Raw genomic sequence first — 20,422 nt, forward strand, 5'->3', positions numbered from 1 at the left:
GCATGTCCATTGTTCGCACCCAGGAGCGGACACAACGGAATCATGTCCAGGCCACGGCCCCGGCGGAGGACATGCCCAACGGCAACCAGATTCGCGGCCGACACCCGGGCGGAGGGCATGTCCAATGGCGCTAAAGCCGGGGGGCGCGGGACGACTACGCGTCCGAAAGGTGCGCGATGGTCGCGGTAGCCCTCCGCTGGGCCTCCAGCGGCACGTCGCGGATGATCTCTTCCAGGAAACAATAGCGCCGGAGCCACTGGCTGCCCTGCCGTTCTTTCCGGGCGTTGGCGCGCTGCCACCAGTCGGCAATATCGCCCCAGCCCGGTGCGGCCAGCGAGCCGCCGACCTCCTGCACGGCCAGTGCCGCGCACAGGTTGGCGAACCGCAGCCTGTCCCCCAGCGGCCAGCCGGCCAGGCAACCGACGATGAAAGCGGCGCCGAAGCAGTCCCCCGCCCCGGTCGGGTCAAAGGCCGAGACGGGAAGGGACGGCACCCACTCTTCTTCACCTGTTTCGGAGTCCACGGCCATGGCACCCTGCGGGCCCAGGGTCACCACCGCCACAGGCACCTTGTCTGCGAGCGAGTAAAGCGCAGACCACGGATTGTCGCGCCCGGTGAACGCCATCGCCTCGCGCTGGTTGGGCATAAAGGCGTGAAAGTACTGCAGGTTGTCCAGCCGGGCGGGCGCCCACACCCCGGTAGGGTCCCAGCCGACGTCGCCGAACAGCCGGACTCCGGCCTTATGCGCATCGAGGACCCACGGCTCCATTTCCTCATCAAGGCCAGCGACGGCGGCGAGCGCGGGCGGCGGGCAGCCGATCAGTTCCGTAGAGCTCACGGGGGCAGGATGGCCGTGCGTCACCATGGACCGGTCCTGCTCAACGCTCAGTGAGACCGTGACGGGCGAGTGCCAGCCGGGGATGCGACGGGACAGCGACAGATCCACGTGTTCCTGCCCGGCCAAGATCTTCCAGTTGTAGTCACCGTAACCGTCATCGCCGAAGGCGGCGGCCAGCCCGGTCCGCAGGCCCAGCCGGGCAGCCGCGATGGCCTGGTTGGCCACGCCGCCGGGGCAGCTGCCCATTCCCTCGCTCCAGATTTCTGTTCCGGCAACGGGAGGGTGCGGGAGCCCGGTGAAGATGATGTCCTGGAACACGGTCCCGGTCAGGAGCAGGTCAAAGCCTTCCGCCGCCGGGGTCCGGACGGAGGAAAGCGGATCAAATCGCCGCGTCGGAATCGCGTCCATGTATGGCACACTACGCCGTCCCGGTACTGCTGGAAAGGCGTGCTCGCGGCCCGGATGAGCCACAATGAATAGACTGTCGGCATGCGGCTTATGATTGCCGGCGGCGGTGGATTCCGGGTACCGCTGGTCTACCGTGCACTTTGCGCCGGGCCCTTCGCCGGGCTCGTCCGTGAACTGGTGCTGTACGACGTCGACGCCGGCCGGCTGGCCGCCATCGAGGCGGTCCTGGCCGCCTTTGCGGGGCGGACCCCGACGTCCGGCGGCCACCTCCCTGCGGTCCGGGCCACCACGTCCCTGCCCGAAGCCCTCGACGGCACAGACCTGGTGTTTGCCGCGATCCGGCCAGGCGGCACCGCCGGCCGCATCGCCGACGAGCGGGTGGCCCTGGGTCTGGGGCTCCTCGGCCAGGAGACCACGGGCGCCGGAGGCATCTCCTACGCGCTGCGGTCGATCCCCCCGATGCTTGAACTCGCCGCGGAGATGCGCCGCCGCTGCCCGGATGCGTGGCTGCTGAACTTCAGCAATCCGGCCGGCATGGTCACCGAGGCGCTGACCCCGATGCTCGGCTCCAAAGTGATCGGCATCTGTGATTCCGCCAGCGGGCTCGTGCACCGCGCGGCGCGGGCCGCCGGCGTCGAACTGCCCGAGGGAAGGCTCGACGGCGTGGGCTACTACGGCCTCAACCACCTCGGCTGGCTGTACAAGCTGGAGTCCGGCGGACGGGATCTGCTGCCCGGCCTGTTGGCGGATGCCGGCGCCCTCGCCGGCTTCGAGGAGGGCCGGCTGTTTCCGCAGCCTTTCCTGGCCGGGCTGGCCTGCCTGCCGAACGAATACCTCTACTACTACTACGAAACCGCGCGAGCCCTGGCCGGCATCCGTTCCTCCCCCCAGACCCGTGGGGAGTCGATCGACCGGCAGCAGGCGGAGCTCTACCCGCGGCTCGCGGCGGCGGGTCCGGAGGCCTACGGGCTCTGGGACGCTGCGCGGAGGTCCCGTGAGGAAGGCTATCTGGCTGAGGCCCGGCCTGCCGGCGAGCGCCGGGACGAGACGGACCTGGCCGGCGGCGGCTATGAACGCGTCGCCCTGGCGGTCATGCGCGCCCTCGCCGGTGGCGGCGGGGCGGAGCTGATCCTCAATACACCCAACACGCTTGCGGACGCGGCGGGCGCCGCGATCCCGGGGCTGCCCGCGGACGCCGTCGTCGAGGTGCCGTGCCGGGTGACGCCGGACGGCGTCGTGCCGCTGCCGCAGGTTCGCCCGGCGGCGGCGGAACTGGCGCTGATGCGGCGGGTCAAGGACGTGGAGCGGCTCGTCGTTCAGGCGGCCTCGCCCGGGCTGGCGACGGGGGCCGGTCGGAGGGAAGCGGCCCGGGCAGCCTTTGCCCGGCATCCCCTCGTTGATTCGGAAGTCCTCGGCGGGAAGCTGCTCACCGGTTACGAGGCCGCATTCCCGGACCTGTTGCAGCTTTGGCGCGAAGCGTAGGGCTACAGCGCGCGGTACATCACGTGCAGGCCCACATAGCCCAGGCGCGGGTGGTGGAACGCCTCAGGTATGGTGGCGAGTACCTCGAAGCCCAGGCCCTGCCATGCCGCGACGGCCCGGACGTTGCTTTCCACCACGGCGTTAAACTGCATCGCGCGGAAACCGGCCCGGCGCGCGGCATCAAGGGAGTAGGCGCAGAGTGCGCGGGCCACGCCCTTGCCCGCGTGGGCCGGGTGGACCATGTAGCCGGCGTTGGCCACGTGGCTTCCCGCGCCGCCCTGGTTGGAGTGCAGCTCGCCGGTGCCCAGCACGACGCCGTCGAGGTCCCCGCGGCCGACGGCGACGAACGTCCGTCCCGGCGCCTGCTTGAACCACCGTTCGCGGGCCTGCGCTTCGGTGGTGTCGCGGTCCCAGGTGAAGGTCTCCCCCGCCCGGATGACGGGCTCAAGGATCCCCCAAATCGCGAGCCAGTCCAGTGCCGTGGCCTCCCGGATATCCCAGCCGGCCGTCAGGGACCCAGTTTCTGTGCGTGCGCTCACAGCGGCCACGTTAGCAGCCGCCGCCGTCGGGCAAAGCCGTCCGGTGAACCCGCCCGCACTTCAGGAGTAGTGTTTTATCGAATCCACGTTCAGGTGTTGAACAGGAAAGGAGAGGAGCAGGATGTCACTGATCCGCCGTGTCGCCTTCCTCTCCCTCCACACCTCGCCCATGGAGCAGCCGGGTTCGGGCGACGCCGGGGGCATGAACGTGTACATCCGCGCGCTGGCTGCGGCCCTCGCGGAGACCGGCGTCGAGGTGGAGATTTTCACCCGGTCCACCGCCGCCGGGCAGGCCGCCGTCGAACATCCCGCCCCTGGTGTGTGCGTCCACAACGTCCTGGCCGGCCCGCCGCGGAAGCTGCCCAAGGAAGAGCTGCCGGGGCTGCTGCACAGCATGGTGGCCGAGATTGACAGGATCCGCCAGCTCCAGCCGCATGGCCGCTACGACGCGATCCATTCGCACTACTGGGTGTCCGGCGTGGCCGGGCTGGAGCTCGCCAGGCTGTGGGGGGTGCCGCTCGTGCACACGATGCACACCATGGCCAAGGTGAAAAACCTGCTGCTGGAATCCGGTGAGCAGCCGGAGCCGCGCCGCCGCGAGGACGGCGAGCAGCGGATCGTCGACGGCGCCACCCGGCTGATCGCCAACACCGGCACGGAAGCCGCCGAACTCGTGTCGCACTACAACGCGGACAACGACCACATCGATGTGGCGCCGCCCGGCGTGGACCTGACCATCTTCGCCCCGGCCTTCCGCAGCCGCTCCAGGGCCGCCCACGGGGTGCCGCCGGGCAGGTTCCATCTGCTGTTCGCCGGCCGGATCCAGCGGCTCAAGGGCCCCCAGATCCTCATCAAGGCGGCCGCCCTGCTTCGGGCCCGCCGCCCGGACATCGACCTGCAGCTGACCATTCTGGGCGCCCTGAGCGGGGCCAAGGACTTTGACCTGAAGTCGCTCATCAGTTCCGCCGGAATGGACGACGTCGTCACGCACCACTCGCCGGTGAGCGCACCGAAGCTCGCCGGCTGGTACCGTTCGGCCGACGTCGTGGTGATGCCCTCCTACAGCGAATCCTTCGGCCTCGTGGCCCTCGAGGCGCAGGCCTGCGGGACACCCGTGGTTGCCACCAGGGTGGGCGGGCTGTCCCGCGCGATTTTCGACGGGCGCACCGGCCTGTTAGTGGAAGGCCACAAGGCCGGCGACTGGGCCGACGCCCTCGAGGCCCTGTACGACGACCCTGCTACCCGCGAGGATATGGGCCGGGCTGCCTCCCTGCACGCACAGGAATTCGGCTGGCAACGAACCGCCGCGATTACCCTGGAGAGCTATCACACGGCCCTGAGCCAGTACTTTGGAAACCTGACCGTCCCGGTGGGCCACATACCCGCAGCCGGGGCAACCGGCCGGTAACACCCGGCCGGCAATCAACGGCCGGAACACCCACCGACGCCACGAGCCGAAGGACAACGATGTCTGACCCTACGATTCCCGAAGGCCCCACCTGGGCCACCGCCTCGAACGCTCCGCTCAGCGATCTGGAGATCGCACAGCGGGCCACGATGCGGCCGATCGAGGAAATCGCGGCCGCGGCCGGCATCAACGCCGATGCGCTGGAGTTCTACGGCCGGTACAAGGCCAAGATCGATCCGGGGAAGCTCACGGCCGCGAACCGGGCACCGGGCAAAGTGGTACTGGTCTCCGCGATGTCACCGACGCCCGCCGGCGAGGGCAAGTCCACCACTACGGTGGGGCTGGCCGACTCCCTGGCCCGGGCCGGCCACAACGTGATGATCGCGCTGCGCGAACCCTCGCTGGGCCCCATCCTGGGCATGAAGGGCGGCGCCACCGGCGGCGGCTACTCCCAGGTGCTGCCGATGGACGAAATCAATCTGCACTTCACCGGCGATTTCCACGCCGTCACGTCGGCGAACAACGCCCTGATGGCGCTAGTGGACAACCACATCTTCCAGGGCAACGAGCTGAACATCGACCCGCGCCGGATGACCTTCAAGCGCGTGCTGGACATGAACGACCGGTCCCTCCGGGAGGTCGTGATTGGCCTGGGCGGCCCGGCGCAGGGCATTCCGCGGCAGGACGGCTTCGACATCACCGTGGCCTCCGAGATTATGGCCGTGTTCTGCCTCGCCACGGGCCTCGCCGACCTCAGGGAACGCCTGGGCCGGATCACCTTCGGCTACACCTACGACCGGCAGCCGGTCACCGTCGCAGATCTTGGCGTCCAGGGAGCCCTGACGATGCTGCTCAAGGACGCTATCAAGCCCAACCTCGTGCAGACCATCGCGGGAACTCCGGCACTGGTCCACGGCGGCCCGTTCGCCAACATCGCGCACGGCTGCAACTCCCTGATCGCCACCCAGACCGCCCGCGGCCTCGCGGACATCGTCGTCACCGAGGCCGGCTTCGGAGCCGATCTGGGGGCCGAGAAGTTTATGGACATCAAGGCCCGGGTGGCCGACGTCGCACCGTCCGCCGTCGTCCTGGTGGCAACAATCCGGGCCCTCAAGATGCACGGCGGCGTGGCGAAGGACCGGCTCAAGGAGCCCAACGCGGAGGCGCTGGCCGCCGGCGTCGCGAACCTCCGGCGGCACGTCCGGAACGTGGAGAAGTTCGGCATCACGCCGGTGGTGGCGATCAACAAATTCGCCGCCGACACCCCGGAGGAGCTGGACTGGCTGCTGGAGTGGTGCGCGGCCGAGGGTGTCCAGGCGGCCGTGGCGGATGTCTGGGGACGCGGAGGGGGCGGCGATGGCGGCGATGAACTGGCGGCCAAGGTTGCCGCGGCCATCGACGCGCCGCATACCTTCCGGCACCTGTACCCGCTGGAGATGTCGGTGGAGGACAAGATCCGCACGATCGTGCAGGAGGTCTACGGTGCCGACGGCGTGGACTTCTCGGTGCCGGCGCTCAAGCGGCTCGTGGAGATCGAGAAAAACGGCTGGTCGGGTTTCCCGGTGTGCATGGCGAAAACCCAGTACTCCTTCAGCGACGACGCCACCAGGCTCGGCGCACCCAAGGGATTCACTGTCCACGTCCGGGACTTGATCCCCAAGACCGGGGCGGGCTTCATTGTGGCCCTCACCGGCGCGGTCATGACGATGCCGGGCCTGCCCAGGGTCCCGGCCGCCATGCGTATGGACGTCGACGCCGACGGCAATCCCGTCGGCCTCTTCTAAAACAGCAACGCGGGGTCACTTACGGCCCATCCCGAGGGGGAATATGGGCCGTAAGTGACCCCGCGTTGCAGTGTGCGGTGCGGGAGCGTCGGAGTCCGGGGCAGGAGCTGGTTAGCGCTCGAGGTCTCCGCGGATGAAGGCCTCGACCTTTTCACGGGCAAGGTCGTCGTTGAACTGCTCCGGCGGGGACTTCATGAAGTAGCTCGAGGCCGAGAGCAGCGGGCCGCCGATGCCGCGGTCCAGGCCGATTTTGGCGGCACGGATGGCGTCGATGATCACGCCGGCGGAGTTGGGCGAGTCCCAGACCTCCAGCTTGTATTCCAGCGACACCGGGGCATCACCGAAGTTGCGGCCCTCGAGGCGCACAAAGGCCCACTTGCGGTCATCGAGCCACTGGACGTAGTCCGACGGGCCGATGTGGACGTCTTTCGCGGCCAGCACGGCTTCCACGTTGGACGTGACGGCCTGGGTCTTGGAGATCTTCTTGGATTCGAGTCGGTCCCGTTCCAGCATGTTCTTGAAGTCCATGTTGCCTCCGACGTTCAGCTGGTAGGTGCGGTCCAGGGTGACGCCGCGGTCCTCGAACAGCTTGGCCATGACGCGGTGCGTGATGGTCGCACCGATCTGGCTCTTGATATCATCGCCCACGATCGGGACGCCGGCGGCGGTGAACTTGTCCGCCCACGCCTTGGTGCCGGCGATGAAGACGGGCAGCGCGTTGACGAACCCGACTCCGGCGTCGATCGCGCACTGGGCGTAGAACTCGGCGGCTTCCTGCGAACCGACCGGCAGGTAGCAGACCATAACGTCCACCTGGGTGTCCTTGAGGACCTGGACGACGTCCACCGGCTCGTCCGTGGACTGCTCGATGGTCTCGAGGTAGTACTTGCCGAGCCCGTCGAGGGTCGGACCGCGCTGGACGGTGACGCCCGTCGGCGGAACGTCGGCGATCTTGATGGTGTTGTTTTCGCTGGCCAGGATGGCGTCGGCCAGGTCCTGGCCGACCTTCTTGGCATCGACGTCGAAAGCGGCAACAAACTGCACATCATTGACGTGGTATTTGCCGAACTCCACGTGCATCAGACCCGGGATCGTGGCCTGGGGATCAGCATCCTTGTAGTACTGGACGCCCTGGACCAGCGAGGTGGCACAGTTACCTACGCCGACGATTGCAACACGAATCGGATGTGAAGACACGGAACTCCTTTGAGAACAAACTTCATGTGCCCGGCGCGGTAGTACTCTGATGCACGACGGCGGCAGCGGACACGGCGCCGTACGGCGCCCTTAGCATTCTAGTCAACGGCGCGGGGACTTAAGTTGTTCCCCGCCGCCGCACCGTCTGTATTACTCGCGGGCGAAGCAGGCTACTTCTGGGCCCACAAATTGATGTCGGACTCGACGGCGAACTCGTCGATCGCCGTCAGCTCCCCTGCGGTGAAGTCGAGGTTGTTGACGGCGGACAGGGTGTCTTCGAGCTGGCGGACGCTGGACGCGCCGACCAGCGCGGAGGTCACCGAGGCACCCCTGACCTGCTCGCGCAGGATCCAGGCGATCGCCAGCTGCGCGAGCGACTGCCCGCGGCCCTCGGCAATCCGGCGCAGGCCCCGCACGCGCTCCAGGTTCTCGTCCGTGATCATCGACTCGTCCAGGGACTTGTCCTGGGCGGCACGGGAATCGGCCGGAATGCCGTTGAGGTAGCGGTCCGTCAGCATGCCCTGGGCCAGCGGCGAGAACGCGATGGAACCGGCGCCGACCTGCTCGAGCGCCTCGTACAGGTTGGGGCTGCCGTTTTCGGTCCAGCGGTTCAGCATGGAGTAGCTGGGCTGGTGGATCAGCAGCGAGGTGCCGAGCTCCTTGAGGATCCGGGCGGCCTCGAGGGTCTGTTCCGGGGTGTAGGAGGAGATGCCCGCGTACAGGGCCTTCCCGGAGCGGACGGCGTGGTCCAGGGCGCCCATGGTCTCTTCCATCGGCGTTTCCGGGTCCGGGCGGTGGCTGTAGAAGATGTCCACGTAGTCCAGGCCCATCCGGTTCAGCGACTGGTCCAGGCTGGCGAGCAGGTACTTGCGGGAACCCCATTCGCCGAACGGGCCCGGCCACATGTTGTAGCCGGCCTTGGTGGAGATGATGAGCTCGTCCCGGTAGGGCGCAAAATCGTCCTTGAGGTGGCGGCCGAAGTTGGTCTCGGCCGAACCGGCCTCCGGCCCATAGTTGTTGGCGAGGTCGAAGTGGTTGACGCCGAGGTCGAAGGCGCGGCGCAGGATGGCGCGCTGCGTTTCGAACGGCTTGTCGTCCCCGAAGTTGTGCCACAGGCCCAGCGAAATGGCGGGGAGCTTCAGCCCGCTGCGGCCCACGCGGCGGTACGGCATGGAGTCATATCGGGTTTCTGCTGCAACATAAGTCATACGTACTATCCTGTCCTATTTCGAGATGATGGCGGCACTGTGGCCGGGAAGGTCAAGCTGTCCGGCAGTGAGCCGCACGACGTCGTCCGTCGCCAGTGCGATCGATGCGCCCCCAACGGCGAGCCGGTTCGGTCTGGCGGAGAAGTTCATGGCGACCTCCACGCTGCCGCGGCGGAGGCGGAGCCAGCCGTCGGCCTCGCTGAATGCAACTGCCGTGTCCTCGAAGCCGAGCCCCGCGAGCTCCGGGGTCGAGCGCCGCAGCGCGATCAGCCGCCGGTACAACTCCAGCAGCCGGGCGTGGTCCCCCTCGGCGGCTTCGGCCCAGTTGAGCTTGGAACGCGTGAACGTGCCTGGGTCCTGCGGGTCGGGGACGACCGCGGGGTCCCAGCCCATCCGTTCAAACTCCCTGATCCGGCCCTCGGCCGTGGCCTTGCCGAGCTCCGGCTCCGGGTGCGAGGTGAAGAACTGCCAGGGCGTCCTCGCGCCGTATTCCTCGCCCATGAACAGCATCGGCGTGAACGGTGCAGTCAGGGTCGCGACGGCGGCAAGCGCCAGCTGCCCGTACCCCATCGTCTGGGACAGCCGGTCGCCGGTGGCCCGGTTGCCGATCTGGTCGTGGTTCTGGCTGCAGACCACCAGCGCTGCCGGGTGGACGATGTCGGTGTTGATGGGCCGGCCGTGGTGCCGCCCGCGGAAGCTGGAGTAGCCGCCGTCGTGGAAGAACCCGTCAACCAGGACCTTGGCCAGGGCCTCGAGCGATTCGAAGTCGGCGTAGTAGCCGGTGGCCTCGCCGCTGACGTTGACGTGGACCGCGTGGTGGAAGTCATCGCTCCACTGTCCGGCCAGGCCGTAGCCGTTGACATCCCGGGGGTACAGCAGCCGGGGATCGTTGAGGTCCGACTCGGCGATCATCGTGGCGGGGCGTCCGGTTTCGGCGGAGATCTCATCCGCCAGGGCACCGAACTCCTCCAGGAGGTGGACGGCCCGCTCGTCCTTGAAGGCGTGCACGGCGTCGAGCCGCAGCCCGTCCACGTGATAGTCGCGGAGCCACATGGCGGAGTTGTCCAGGATGTAGTTGCGCACGACGTCGGAGCCGGGGCCGTCGAGGTTGACGGAGTCGCCCCAGGTGTTGCCCTCCCCCGGCTTCAGGTACGGCCCGAAGCGCGGGAGGTAGTTTCCGCTGGGTCCGAGGTGGTTGTAGACAACGTCCTGGATGACGCCCAGCCCGGCGGCGTGGGCGGCGTCCACGAAGCGCTGGTACGCTGCGGGACCGCCGTAGCCCTCGTGCACGGCGTACCAGAGGACGCCGTCGTAGCCCCAGTTGTGGGTGCCGTTGAAGCCGTTGACCGGGAGCAGCTCCACAAAATCAATGCCAAGATCCGACAGGTAGCCGAGCTTCCCGATGGCCGCGTCCAGCGTCCCCTCCGGGGTGAAGGTCCCCAGGTGCAGCTCGTAGATCACGGCGCCCTGCAGCCCGCGTCCCTTCCACTGCCCGTCAGCCCAGTCGTGGCTGCCGGCGTCGAACGTCCGCGACAGCGAGTGCACGCCCTCGGGCTGCCGCCGGGACCGGGGGTCCGGCAGCGGTGTGGTGTCCCCGTCCAGGAGGTAGCCGTAGGCCACCTCACCGGAAGCCGGGGCTCCGGCGGCCGTCCACCAGCCGTCGCGGCCGCCACCGGTGTGGCGTCCACCACCGGCGGCGTGGCGGTCACCTCCGCTGAGCCGGCTCATCGGGTACTTCCGTCCGTCGGCGAGCAGCGTCACTGACTCAGCGTCCGGCGCCCAGAGATCGAATCGTTCGGTTCCGTGTGCAGGCAAGGTCATGGCATTCTTCCGTTCCCCATGTCGGTTCTTCAAGGAGTGCTTAGGCAGCGGGCATCAGCAGGGCCACCGGATAGTCGCGCAGGATGTCGGCCACGCCCACCGGGCCGGGGCCATAGGTGGCGCCCGTCAGCTGGTCCGTCATCGCCGTGGAAAGGTCGACGGCGGTGTCCTGCCAGCCGCCCTGCAGTTCGAGTCCGCGCGGCAGCCGGGTGGCAAGCGTCACGGCGCCGGCCCCTCCTGCTCCGCCCCGGTCAAAGGCAAGCAGGTGCGCCGCGGCCACACCGGAGGTCCGGACCGGGGTGTAGCCGGTGAACAGCTCCGGGCGGTCCCGGCGCAGGCGGAGCGCCCGCGAGGTGACCAGCAGTTTTGCCGCGTCCGCCGTGAATGATGCCGGACGCTCGCCGGCGTCGAGGGCGGCCAGGGCCTCACGGCGTGCACCGACGTCGAACGGCCTGCGGTTGTCCGGATCGGTCAGCGAACGGTCCCAGAACTCGGTGCCCTGGTAAACATCGGGGACCCCCGGCATGGTCAGCTGGACCAGCTTGGCGCCGAGCGAGTTGGCAGCCCCGTAGGGTTCCAGCAGGGCAACGAGGGAGTCCAGTTCCGCGCGGACTTCAGGGTTGTCAAAGGCCGCGTCGACGGCGGCGGCCAGCTTCTCCTCGAAGGCGGCGTCCGGGTCCAGCCAGTCGGTCGAGTTTCCGGCCTCGCGGGCCGCTTTCCGGGCGAACGACTGCAGCCGTTCGCGGTCTGCGGGCCAGGCTCCGGCAATGGCCTGCCACAAGAGGTTGGCGAGTGGCCCGTCGGGCAGCGGCGCCAGGTCCTGCACCCTCGTCAGGGCGGCTTTCCATTCGGCGGGAAGCTCGGCGAGCACGGAGATCCGGGCCCGGGTGTCCTCGCTGCGCTTCGTGTCATGGGTGCTGAGCGTGGTCATGGACAGCGGGAGTTCGGCCTGGCGGCGGGCCATCCGGGCGTGGAATTCCTCCGGCGGGACGGAGAACTCGGTGGGATCGGCCCCGACCTCCGTCAGGGTCCCCAGCCGGGTGTAGCGGAAGAACGCGGTGTCCTCCACGCCCTTTGCCATGACCATGCCGGAGGTCTGCTGGAAGCGGCGTCCCAGCTCGGCGCCCGGCTCCAGGCCGGCGTCGAGCAGCAGCGGCAGCAGCAGCCCGACGGCGCCGCCAAGTTCGGGACGGCGGCGGACGGCGAGCTCGCAGGCTTCCTTCAGGACGTCCGCGCCCTCGGGCAGGTAGCTGCGGTAGACCGGGAAGGCAGCGATGATCTCGGACAGGGCATCGGCGGCCTGGTCGACGCTGAGACCCGTGCCGGCGGGCACCAGCCGCGCCAGCCGGAGCATCTCCGAATGCAGGATACCGTCGGTCACCCGCCGCTTGGTGCCGCGGATCATGTCCTCGTAGTCCGCTGCCCCGCCGCGCAGCCCGATATCGAGCGCGTCGAGCGCGTTCTGCCCCGCGGGGTCGACGAAGAGCCGGTCCACGTCCGCAAGGGCGTCGTAGCCGGTGGTCCCGTCGCAGTCGAAGCCAGCCGGGAGCTCCTCCCCCGGCTCGAGGATCTTCTCGATCAGCAGGTAGCTGCCGCCCGTGACCTCGCGCAGCCGGCGCAGGTACCCTTCCGGATCGGCCAGCCCGTCCGGGTGGTCGATGCGGAGTCCGTCAGCCAGCCCTTCCCGGAACCAGCGGACGATCTCGGCGTGCGCTTCATCGAAGACTTCCGGAAGCTCCACCCGGATGCCGGCCAGGCTGTTGACGGCGAAGAACCTGCGGTAGTTCAGTTCGTCGTCGGCACGCCGCCAGCCGATCAGTTCGTAGTGCTGACGGTCGTGGACCTCGCGCGGGTCATCCCCCTCGGCGTAGCTGCCTTCGGCGAGCGGGAAGCGGTGGTCGTAGTAGCGCAGCTCCCCGTCCTTGATTTCCAGAGCGTCGACGTCCGAATCGTCCCCCAGCACCGGGATCCGGATCCGGCCTTTGCCGAAGTCCCAGTCGACGTCGAACGCCGGGGCGTAGCGCGATCCCTGGCCTTCCTTCAGCAGCGACCACCACCACGGGTTTTGGGCCGGGGTGGCGACGCCGACGTGGTTGGGCACGATGTCGATGAGCACTCCCATCCCGGCCTTCCGGGCGGCCGCGGACGCCGCGGCGAGCCCCTCGGGCCCGCCGCGGTCCGGGTCAATCGCGGAGGGATCCGTCACGTCGTAACCGTGGTCCGAGCCCTTCTCCGCGGTCAGGATCGGCGAGAGGTAGATCCAGTCAACGCCGAGCGACTTCAGGTAGGGCACGGTCTCGGCGGCATCCTGGAGGGTGAAGCCGGGCCGGATCTGCAGCCGGTAGGTGGAGACGGGGGTCCTCATGAGGCGGATCCCTTCGGGGTCTTCGGTTTCTCAGCCGCCTTTTTCCCGCTGGTCCCCTTGGCAGCAGGGCGTTTGGCAGCGCCCTTCGCAGGAGTGGCCTGGGCGGCGGCTTCCGCGGCGGCGATCTTGGCGGCCTCTGCGGCAGCAGCGGCGGCTTCGACCTCGGCGGCGGCAGCAGCCGCGGCCGGGTCCTCTTCCTCGTGCTCGGCCATGGCGACCACCGACGCGGCGGCGGAGTAGTCCACCTCCACTTCGGGGCCGGAATGTGCCCGGAGCACCACCATCGACTTGGCCGCCAGCTTCACCACGGAGCCGGCCTTGAGCGGTTCTTCCGTATCGGTCTGGTCCGCGGTGTCCACGAGCACGTCCCAGAACGGAGAGTACTCCTCGGCCGGCAGGGCAAAGTCCACGTCGCCGTCATGGGCGTTGAAGCCAAGCAGGAAACTGTCGTCGGTGATCCGGCGCCCGCGGGAGTCCTGTTCCTGGATGCCGTGGCCGTTGTAGAACACGCCGATGGTCCGGCCGAAGCCGCTGCCCCAGTCCTCCGGCAGCATTTCGGTGCCGTCCGTTTTCAGCCAGACGATGTCGGGGAGCTTCTCGCCCTCGCCACGGCGCACCGGGCGGCCGTCGAAGAAGCGGCTGCGCCGGAAGGTGGGGTGGTCGCGGCGGATTTTGTTGACGAAGGCGGTGAACTCCACCAGCGGCTGGTCCATGGCTTCCCAGTGCACCCAGCTCAGGTCGGAATCCTGGCAGTAGGTGTTGTTGTTTCCCTGTTGCGTGCGGCCCAGTTCGTCGCCGTGCAGGAGCATCGGGACACCCTGCGAGAGCAGGAGCGTGGCGATGAAGTTGCGCTGCTGGCGGGCGCGGAGGGTCAGCACGGTGTCGTCGTCGCTGTCGCCTTCTTCGCCGCAGTTCCAGGAGCGGTTGTGCGATTCGCCGTCGTTGTTGCCTTCACCGTTGGCGTCGTTGTGCTTCTCGTTGTAGGAGACGAGGTCGCGCATGGTGAAGCCGTCGTGCGCGGTGACGAAGTTGATGGAGGCGACGGGCCGGCGCGCCGAGCTTTCGTACAGGTCTGCCGAGCCGGTCAGGCGTGAGGCGAATTCGCCCAGGGTGGAGGGCTCACCGCGCCAGAAATCGCGGACCGTGTCCCGGTACTTGCCGTTCCACTCGGTCCACTGCGGCGGGAAGTTGCCCACCTGGTAGCCGCCGGGGCCGATGTCCCACGGTTCTGCGATCAGTTTGACCTGGGAGACAATCGGGTCCTGCTGGATGAGTTCGAAGAAGGTGGACAGCTTGTCCACATCGTAGAACTCGCGGGCCAGGGTGGAGGCAAGGTCGAAGCGGAAGCCGTCGACATGCATTTCCGTCACCCAGTAGCGCAGGGAGTCCATCAGCAGCTGCAGGGAGTGCGGGTGCCGGACGTTGAGCGAGTTCCCGGTACCGGTGTAGTCCATGTAGTGCTTCATGTCGTCGTCGACCAGGCGGTAATACGCCTGGTTGTCGATGCCCTTGAAGGAGAGTGTGGGGCCGAGGTGGTTGCCTTCCGCGGTGTGGTTGTAGACCACGTCCAGGATCACCTCGATGCCGGCCCTGTGCAGCTCGCGGACCATGGCCTTGAACTCCTGGACCTGGTGCCCGACGTCGCCGGAGGAGCTGTAGGTGTTCTGCGGGGCGAAGAAGCCGATGGTGTTGTAGCCCCAGTAGTTGTTGAGGCCCTTCTCCACGAGGGTGCCATCGTTGATGAACTGGTGCACGGGCATAAGCTCGATTGCGGTGATGCCGAGCTTCTTGAGGTGCTCGATCACGGCGGGGTGCGCCACACCGGCGTAGGTGCCGCGCTGGTCCTCCGGGATTTCCGGGTGCAATTCGGTCAGGCCCTTGACGTGGGCCTCGTAGATGACCGACTGGTGGTACGGGATGCGCAGCTGGCGGTCGCCGTCCCATTCAAAGAAGGGGTTAATGACGACGCCGTGCATGGTGTGCGGCGCGGAGTCGCCGTCGTTGCGCGAGTCGGGGTCGCCGAAGTTGTAGGAGAAGAGGGCCGGGTCCCAGTCGATCTGACCCTGGATGGCCTTGGCATAGGGGTCGAGCAGCAGCTTGTTGGCGTTGAAGCGGTTCCCGTGCTCCGGCTCGTACGGACCATGAACGCGGTAGCCGTACTTCTGGCCGGGCTGGATGTGCGGCAGGTAGCAGTGCCACACGTAGCCGTCCACCTCGGTCAGCTCGATCCGGGTTTCGGTCAAGTCATCAGCGAGGATGCAGAGCTCCACCCGCTCGGCCAGTTCGCTGAACAGGGCAAAGTTGGTGCCGGTGCCGTCAAAGGTGGCTCCCAGCGGGTACGCCGTTCCGGGCCAGACTTCCATGTGTTCTCCTCGTACATTGCGGACAATCTCTTAGACAGACTACTGGTAAGTAGGGTTAGCATCCCTGTCGGGGCGCCGGGTGTCCTCTTCGTTACAGCCCCCGCAGGACCTCCGGAACGGACTCTGCGATGTCGGTTGCGGCCACCGGCCCGCCGGCCGATCCGGCGCTTCCTGCCCTGCCGTGCAGGCTCGCGGCCATTGCGGCTATCGCCGCCCACCGGTCCGTTCGCGCTATCCCGTGGGCTGTGAACACCGCCTCGCTTCCGGAAAGCTGTGCCAGCAGCGCACCGAGCACGCCGGCCAGGACATCCCCGCTGCCGGCCGTGGCCATCCAGGGGCTTGCCTCTGCCTGGCTGAAAACTGTTCCCGAGGGAGCCGCCACGAGGGTCGTGGCGCCCTTGAGCAGCACTGTGGCTCCGGTCAGTGACGCTGCCTGCACGACGGCGGTATACGTTGCGTTTTCGACTCCGGCGCGGTCTGGTTCTGCGCCGTACCGCGCCAGCAGGGCAGCCAGTTCGCCGGCGTGCGGCGTCAGGACCATGTGCGGGGGGAGAACGCGGGGCAGGGCCGGCAGCGCTCCGGCGTCGGCCACGAGCGGAAGCCCGGTGGCTGCTGCCTCCCGGACGCGGTCCAGCTGTTCACGGGCGGCATCATCGAGACCGGGGCCCAGCAGCCAGGCCTGGACGTGCGTCTCCGCCGGGCTTTCCGGGCCGCAGACCACCTCGGGGCAGGCCCGGCGGACGAGGTCCGCGACTTCCGGCGGGCCGAGGTACCGCACCATGCCGGCGCCGGCCGCCAGGGCGCCCTTGCAGGCCAGCACGGCCGCGCCGGGATACCGCCGCGAGCCCGCCACCACGCCCAGCACGCCGCGCGAGTACTTGTGGGAGCGCCGTGCCGGACGCGGCAGCAGCAGGGCAAGGTCTTCGGCCTCCAGCCGGCGCAGAGCAGGCACCGGCAGTGCCGTTTCGATTCCGATCGGAATGACCCGGACACGTCCGGCGTAATCCGCCCCGGGGTCGGCCAGCAGGCCGGCCTTGGCTGCGCCAAAAGTGACCGTCAGGTCCGCGCCAAGCACAGGTGCGTGGGCCTCGCCGGTATCGGCGTCGACCCCGCTGGGGATGTCACAGGCGATCACCAGCGCCGGGCGGGAACGATCCAGCCGTTCCATCAGCGCGGCGGCGGGGCCCCGGAGCCCGCCCTGGGCGCCGGTTCCGAGGACCGCGTCCATCACGACGTCGGTCCGCGCCGCGGCCGCCGATAGTTCGGTGACGTTCTCCGGAGTCAGCCGCACCACCCGGCCGCCGGCTCGTTCAAACGCCGCGAGTCCGGCCTCGTGGGCCTCGCCCGCGGTGAGTACCGCCGTCGTCCGCATGCCCCGGCCGGCGAGCAGCGCGGCGGCGAACAGCCCGTCGCCGCCGTTGTTGCCTTTGCCGGCGAGCACCGTCAGGCTGGCACCGTAGACGCGGTCCCCGCGGCCGTGCAGTTCGCGGACGACGGCGTTGGCCAGCCCGTAGGCGGCCCGCTGCATCAGAACAGCGCCCGCACCGGGCCCCGGACGTGCCGCGAGAAGCAGTCTTTCAGTCTCGCGTATCTGGGTTCCGGTGTAGGCGCTGATCATCGTTTCAGTCCATTCGCGGTGCAGTTGCTGCGGAGGTTACTGCTCAGCCTTCGGCGAGGACGGTCGCGGTGGCGATCCCGCCGTCGTGACTTATCGACAGGTGCCAGCGCTTGACGCCCTTGGCCTCCGCCACGGCCAGCACTGTGCCCTTGATCTGGACCGTCGGACCGTTCTGGTCCAGTCCGATCCAGCAGTCCTGCCAGTTCATCCCGGCCGGTGCCCCCAGCACCTTGGCCACGGCCTCCTTGGCGGCGAACCGTGCGGCCAGCGACCGCGTGTTCAGTTCGCGCTCGGCGGGGACGAACAGCCTGTCGCGCAGCCCGGGGGTGCGCTCCAGCTGCCGGCCGAACCGTTCAATGTCTACGACGTCTACGCCAATGCCAACAATCATGGCGCTATTCTACGGTCACGCTCTTGGCCAGGTTGCGAGGCTGGTCCACGTCGTACCCCTTGGCGGAGGCGAGGGCGAGCGCGAAGATCTGCAACGGGACCGTGCTGAGCAGGGGCGCCAGCAGCGTGGGTGACTCCGGGATGTAGAAAACGTGCTCGGCGTAGGCCTTGACCGCTTCGTCGCCCTCTTCTGCGATCACGATTGTCATGGCGCCGCGGGCGCGGACTTCCTGGATGTTGGAGACCACCTTCGCGTGCAGCGAATCCCTGCCGCGGGGTGAAGGGACGACGACGAAAACGGGCTGTCCCTCCTCGATCAGCGCGATCGGGCCGTGCTTGAGCTCGCCGGCGGCGAAGCCCTCAGCGTGGATGTAGGCGAGCTCCTTGAGCTTGAGCGCGCCTTCCATCGCCACCGGGAACCCGACGTGGCGGCCCAGGAACAGCACCGACTTGGCGTCGGCCATGGACTCGCCGAGTGCCTTGATCTGGCCCTCGTTGTCGAGGATCTGCTGGATCTTGGCCGGGATTTTGCCCAGGTCGGCCAGGATGTCCTTGATCTCGCCCTGGAACTTGTTGCCGCGCAGCTGTGCCAGGTACAGGCCCAGCAGGTAGGCCGCGGTAATCTGCGCGAGGAAGGCCTTGGTGGAGGCGACGGCGATTTCCGGGCCGGCGTGGGTGTAGAGGACCGCGTCGGATTCACGCGGAATCGTGGACCCGTTGGTGTTGCAGATCGAGACCGTCTTGGCGCCCTGTTCCTTGGCATAGCGGACGGCCATGAGGGTGTCCATGGTCTCGCCGGACTGGGAGATGGACACAATCAGGGTGTTCTCGTCAACGATCGGATCCCGGTAGCGGAATTCGTGGGAGAGCTCCACCTCGGTGGGGATCCGGCACCAGTGTTCGATCGCGTACTTGGCAACCTGTCCGGCATAGGCGGAGGTGCCGCAGGCCAGGACGATGATTTTGTCGACGCTCTTGAGCAGTTCGGGATCGATCCGGAGTTCGTCCAGGGTCAGCCTGCCGTGGATGTCGGAGCGGCCCAGCAGGGTCTGCAGTACGGCGTCGGGCTGGTCGTGGATTTCCTTTTCCATAAAGGACGGGAAGCCGCCCTTTTCCGCCGAGGCCGGATCCCAGTTGACGTGGTATTCCTTGCCTTCGGCCGGGGCGCCATAGAAGTCGGTGATCTCCACGGTGTCCGCGGTGATGGTGACGATCTGGTCCTGGCCCAGCTCGACGGCGCGCCGCGTGTAGTCGATGAAGCCGGAAACGTCGGAGCCGAGGAAGTTCTCGCCGTCGCCGAGGCCCACGACGAGCGGAGAGTTGCGGCGTGCCGCCACAACGACGTCGGGCTGGTCGGCGTGCACGGCGAGGAGAGTGAAGGCGCCCTCGAGGCGCTGGCAGGCAAGCTGCATGGCCTTCGTCAGGCCACCCTTGGAGCGGTCGCCGCCCAGCTGGTTCCGGTAGATGTCTCCCAGCAGGGCCGCTGCCACTTCGGTGTCCGTCTCGGAGAGGAACTTCACGCCCTTGTGCACGAGCTCCAGTTTGAGCTCGGCGAAGTTTTCGATAATGCCGTTGTGGATCACGGCCAGCTTGCCCTCGTCGGAGAGGTGCGGGTGCGCGTTCTGGTCCGTCGGGCCGCCGTGGGTTGCCCAGCGGGTGTGACCGATGCCGGTCAGGGACTCCGGCAGGGGGTTGGCCTCCAGCTCCGCGATCAGGTTGAGCAGCTTGCCCGACTTCTTTCGTGACGAGATGGTTCCGTCAGCCACGACCGCGATACCCGCTGAGTCGTAGCCGCGGTACTCCAGGCGCCGCAATCCTTCTAGGACAACGTCCAAGGCATTGTGTCCAGTATTTACCCGGCCAGCTGAGTGGCCCACATATCCAACGATTCCACACATGGACATAAGCCTAGCGGGTTTCCCGGACGGCGGACGTAGGATGCGCGGCGGTAACGGTCCCCTGCGCCCGCCCGGATGGGGCGTCCCCGGCCGGCCCATTTCGCTCTTGGCCCCGTGAAGGGCAGAATCTCTAGGGTGACTTTGCAACGCAATGAAGCGAACGGCGACGGCGCCTCCCCGTTCGTGGAGCTGGACCGGCAGACCTGGTCCCGGCTCGCTGCCCAGATGGAGCAGCCCCTGAATGAAGAGGATGTGCTCCGGCTCCGCGGCCTCGGCGATCCCCTCGACATGAAGGAAGTCCGCGAGGTCTACCTGCCGCTGTCCCGGCTCCTGCACCTGTATGTGGAGGCCGCGGGGCAGCTGCACGCGGCCACCACCACCTTTCTCGGGGAGCAGACCCAGCGCACCCCGTTCGTGATCGGCGTGGCCGGTTCGGTGGCCGTGGGCAAGTCCACCATCGCCCGTGTCCTCCGCGAGATGCTGCGCCGCTGGCCCGGAACCCCCAACGTGGAACTCATCACCACGGACGGATTCCTGTACCCCCTGGCCGAGCTCAAGCGCCGCCAGCTGCTGGAGCGCAAGGGATTTCCGGAGTCGTATGACCGCCGCGCACTGCTGCGTTTTGTGAGCGAAATCAAAGGCGGCGCCGAGGAAGTCCGCGCCCCCTGGTACTCCCATGTGACTTACGACATCGTCCCGGGCAAGGAAGTCGTGGTGCGCCGCCCCGACGTGCTGATTGTGGAAGGACTGAACGTCCTGGCACCGGCCCGCCCGCGACACGACGGCCGGCAGGGCCTGGCCCTGAGTGACTTCTTCGATTTCTCCATCTATGTTGATGCCAAAACGTCCTACATCGAGGAGTGGTACGTGGACCGCTTCCGCAAGCTTCGCACTACCGCGTTCGCCCAGCCTGAGTCCTACTTCCACCGTTATGCCACGCTCTCGGACACGGAGGCGGAGCAGACCGCCCGCGAAATCTGGAAGCGCATCAACGAACCGAACCTGGAAGAGAACGTCCTGCCCACCCGCGGCCGGGCGCAGCTGGTCCTCACGAAGGATGCCGACCACTCGATCCGGCGCATGCTGCTGCGGAAGGTCTAGCA

At 67.9% G+C, this 20,422-nt stretch carries 14 protein-coding genes; 4 read left to right on the forward strand and 10 right to left on the reverse strand.

The window, feature by feature from the left end; genetic code table 11:
* Positions 1–154: 154 nt before the first annotated feature.
* Positions 155–1,246, reverse strand: coding sequence for a carbohydrate kinase family protein (locus tag ACZYZE_RS03475; RefSeq protein ID WP_459317063.1), 1,092 nt, complete (start codon positions 1,244–1,246; stop codon positions 155–157).
* An 81-nt stretch (positions 1,247–1,327) separates the two neighbouring features.
* Here ACZYZE_RS03475 and ACZYZE_RS03480 point away from each other — a divergent pair, with 81 nt between their 5' ends.
* Positions 1,328–2,728, forward strand: a complete 1,401-nt coding sequence (locus tag ACZYZE_RS03480) for a family 4 glycosyl hydrolase (RefSeq protein ID WP_459317064.1) — start codon at positions 1,328–1,330, stop codon at positions 2,726–2,728.
* Positions 2,729–2,730: 2 nt separating this feature from the next.
* Here ACZYZE_RS03480 and ACZYZE_RS03485 read toward each other — a convergent pair whose 3' ends face one another.
* Positions 2,731–3,267: a GNAT family N-acetyltransferase gene (locus ACZYZE_RS03485; RefSeq protein ID WP_463906258.1), complete on the reverse strand. Its 537-nt coding sequence runs from the start codon at positions 3,265–3,267 to the stop codon at positions 2,731–2,733.
* A gap of 121 nt (positions 3,268–3,388) precedes the next feature.
* Between ACZYZE_RS03485 and mshA the strand changes: the two genes are divergently transcribed.
* Positions 3,389–4,675 carry a D-inositol-3-phosphate glycosyltransferase gene (gene mshA / locus ACZYZE_RS03490; RefSeq protein WP_459317066.1) on the forward strand — a complete coding sequence of 429 codons (1,287 nt, stop codon included), beginning with the start codon at positions 3,389–3,391 and terminating at the stop codon, positions 4,673–4,675.
* Positions 4,676–4,734: 59 nt separating this feature from the next.
* Positions 4,735–6,459: a formate--tetrahydrofolate ligase gene (locus ACZYZE_RS03495; RefSeq protein WP_463906259.1), complete on the forward strand. Its 1,725-nt coding sequence runs from the start codon at positions 4,735–4,737 to the stop codon at positions 6,457–6,459.
* 111 nt (positions 6,460–6,570) lie between these two features.
* Here ACZYZE_RS03495 and ACZYZE_RS03500 read toward each other — a convergent pair whose 3' ends face one another.
* The 8 genes from ACZYZE_RS03500 to glmS all read right to left on the reverse strand — a co-directional run bounded on the left by ACZYZE_RS03500 (position 6,571) and on the right by glmS (position 19,319).
* Positions 6,571–7,656 carry an inositol-3-phosphate synthase gene (locus ACZYZE_RS03500; protein WP_463906260.1) on the reverse strand — a complete coding sequence of 362 codons (1,086 nt, stop codon included), beginning with the start codon at positions 7,654–7,656 and terminating at the stop codon, positions 6,571–6,573.
* 170 nt (positions 7,657–7,826) lie between these two features.
* Positions 7,827–8,864, reverse strand: coding sequence for an L-glyceraldehyde 3-phosphate reductase (gene mgrA, locus ACZYZE_RS03505; protein WP_463906261.1), 1,038 nt, complete (start codon positions 8,862–8,864; stop codon positions 7,827–7,829).
* Between the two features lie 15 nt (positions 8,865–8,879).
* On the reverse strand, positions 8,880–10,685 hold the full coding sequence (gene treZ / locus ACZYZE_RS03510) for a malto-oligosyltrehalose trehalohydrolase (RefSeq protein ID WP_463906263.1): 1,806 nt from the start codon (positions 10,683–10,685) through the stop codon (positions 8,880–8,882).
* Positions 10,686–10,725: 40 nt separating this feature from the next.
* Complete coding sequence (gene treY / locus ACZYZE_RS03515) at positions 10,726–13,050, reverse strand: malto-oligosyltrehalose synthase (RefSeq protein ID WP_459318099.1); 2,325 nt, start codon at positions 13,048–13,050, stop codon at positions 10,726–10,728.
* Entirely contained in the window at positions 13,047–15,413 is a 2,367-nt protein-coding gene (gene glgX / locus ACZYZE_RS03520) for a glycogen debranching protein GlgX (protein ID WP_463906267.1), read from the reverse strand. Before glgX ends, treY begins: the two co-directional genes overlap by 4 nt.
* Positions 15,414–15,504: 91 nt before the next feature.
* A complete protein-coding gene (locus tag ACZYZE_RS03525) occupies positions 15,505–17,031 on the reverse strand; it encodes an NAD(P)H-hydrate epimerase (RefSeq protein ID WP_463906268.1) in 1,527 nt (508 codons plus the stop codon).
* 43 nt (positions 17,032–17,074) lie between these two features.
* A complete protein-coding gene (locus tag ACZYZE_RS03530; RefSeq protein ID WP_459318102.1) occupies positions 17,075–17,422 on the reverse strand; it encodes a holo-ACP synthase in 348 nt (115 codons plus the stop codon).
* Positions 17,423–17,426: 4 nt separating this feature from the next.
* Positions 17,427–19,319, reverse strand: a complete 1,893-nt coding sequence (gene glmS / locus ACZYZE_RS03535; RefSeq protein WP_463906270.1) for a glutamine--fructose-6-phosphate transaminase (isomerizing) — start codon at positions 19,317–19,319, stop codon at positions 17,427–17,429.
* A gap of 75 nt (positions 19,320–19,394) precedes the next feature.
* Between glmS and coaA the strand changes: the two genes are divergently transcribed.
* The gene (gene coaA, locus ACZYZE_RS03540; protein WP_463906272.1) at positions 19,395–20,420 is read left to right on the forward strand and encodes a type I pantothenate kinase; all 1,026 of its coding nucleotides are present in this window, start codon (positions 19,395–19,397) and stop codon (positions 20,418–20,420) included.
* Positions 20,421–20,422 lie beyond the last annotated feature (2 nt).

The sequence above is a fragment of the Pseudarthrobacter woesei genome (assembly GCF_055412745.1).

Excerpts from the sequence above, each read along its gene's own strand:
- ACZYZE_RS03475 (WP_459317063.1), bottom strand. The coding sequence starts at position 1,246 with ATGGACGCGATTCCGACGCGGCGATTTGATCCGCTTTCCTCCGTCCGG.
- ACZYZE_RS03480 (WP_459317064.1), top strand. The coding sequence starts at position 1,328 with ATGCGGCTTATGATTGCCGGCGGCGGTGGATTCCGGGTACCGCTGGTC.
- mshA (WP_459317066.1), top strand. The coding sequence starts at position 3,389 with ATGTCACTGATCCGCCGTGTCGCCTTCCTCTCCCTCCACACCTCGCCC.
- ACZYZE_RS03495 (WP_463906259.1), top strand. The coding sequence starts at position 4,735 with ATGTCTGACCCTACGATTCCCGAAGGCCCCACCTGGGCCACCGCCTCG.
- mgrA (WP_463906261.1), bottom strand. The coding sequence starts at position 8,864 with ATGACTTATGTTGCAGCAGAAACCCGATATGACTCCATGCCGTACCGC.
- treZ (WP_463906263.1), bottom strand. The coding sequence starts at position 10,685 with ATGACCTTGCCTGCACACGGAACCGAACGATTCGATCTCTGGGCGCCG.
- treY (WP_459318099.1), bottom strand. The coding sequence starts at position 13,050 with ATGAGGACCCCCGTCTCCACCTACCGGCTGCAGATCCGGCCCGGCTTC.
- glgX (WP_463906267.1), bottom strand. The coding sequence starts at position 15,413 with ATGGAAGTCTGGCCCGGAACGGCGTACCCGCTGGGAGCCACCTTTGAC.
- ACZYZE_RS03525 (WP_463906268.1), bottom strand. The coding sequence starts at position 17,031 with ATGATCAGCGCCTACACCGGAACCCAGATACGCGAGACTGAAAGACTG.
- ACZYZE_RS03530 (WP_459318102.1), bottom strand. The coding sequence starts at position 17,422 with ATGATTGTTGGCATTGGCGTAGACGTCGTAGACATTGAACGGTTCGGC.
- glmS (WP_463906270.1), bottom strand. The coding sequence starts at position 19,319 with ATGTGTGGAATCGTTGGATATGTGGGCCACTCAGCTGGCCGGGTAAAT.
- coaA (WP_463906272.1), top strand. The coding sequence starts at position 19,395 with ATGGGGCGTCCCCGGCCGGCCCATTTCGCTCTTGGCCCCGTGAAGGGC.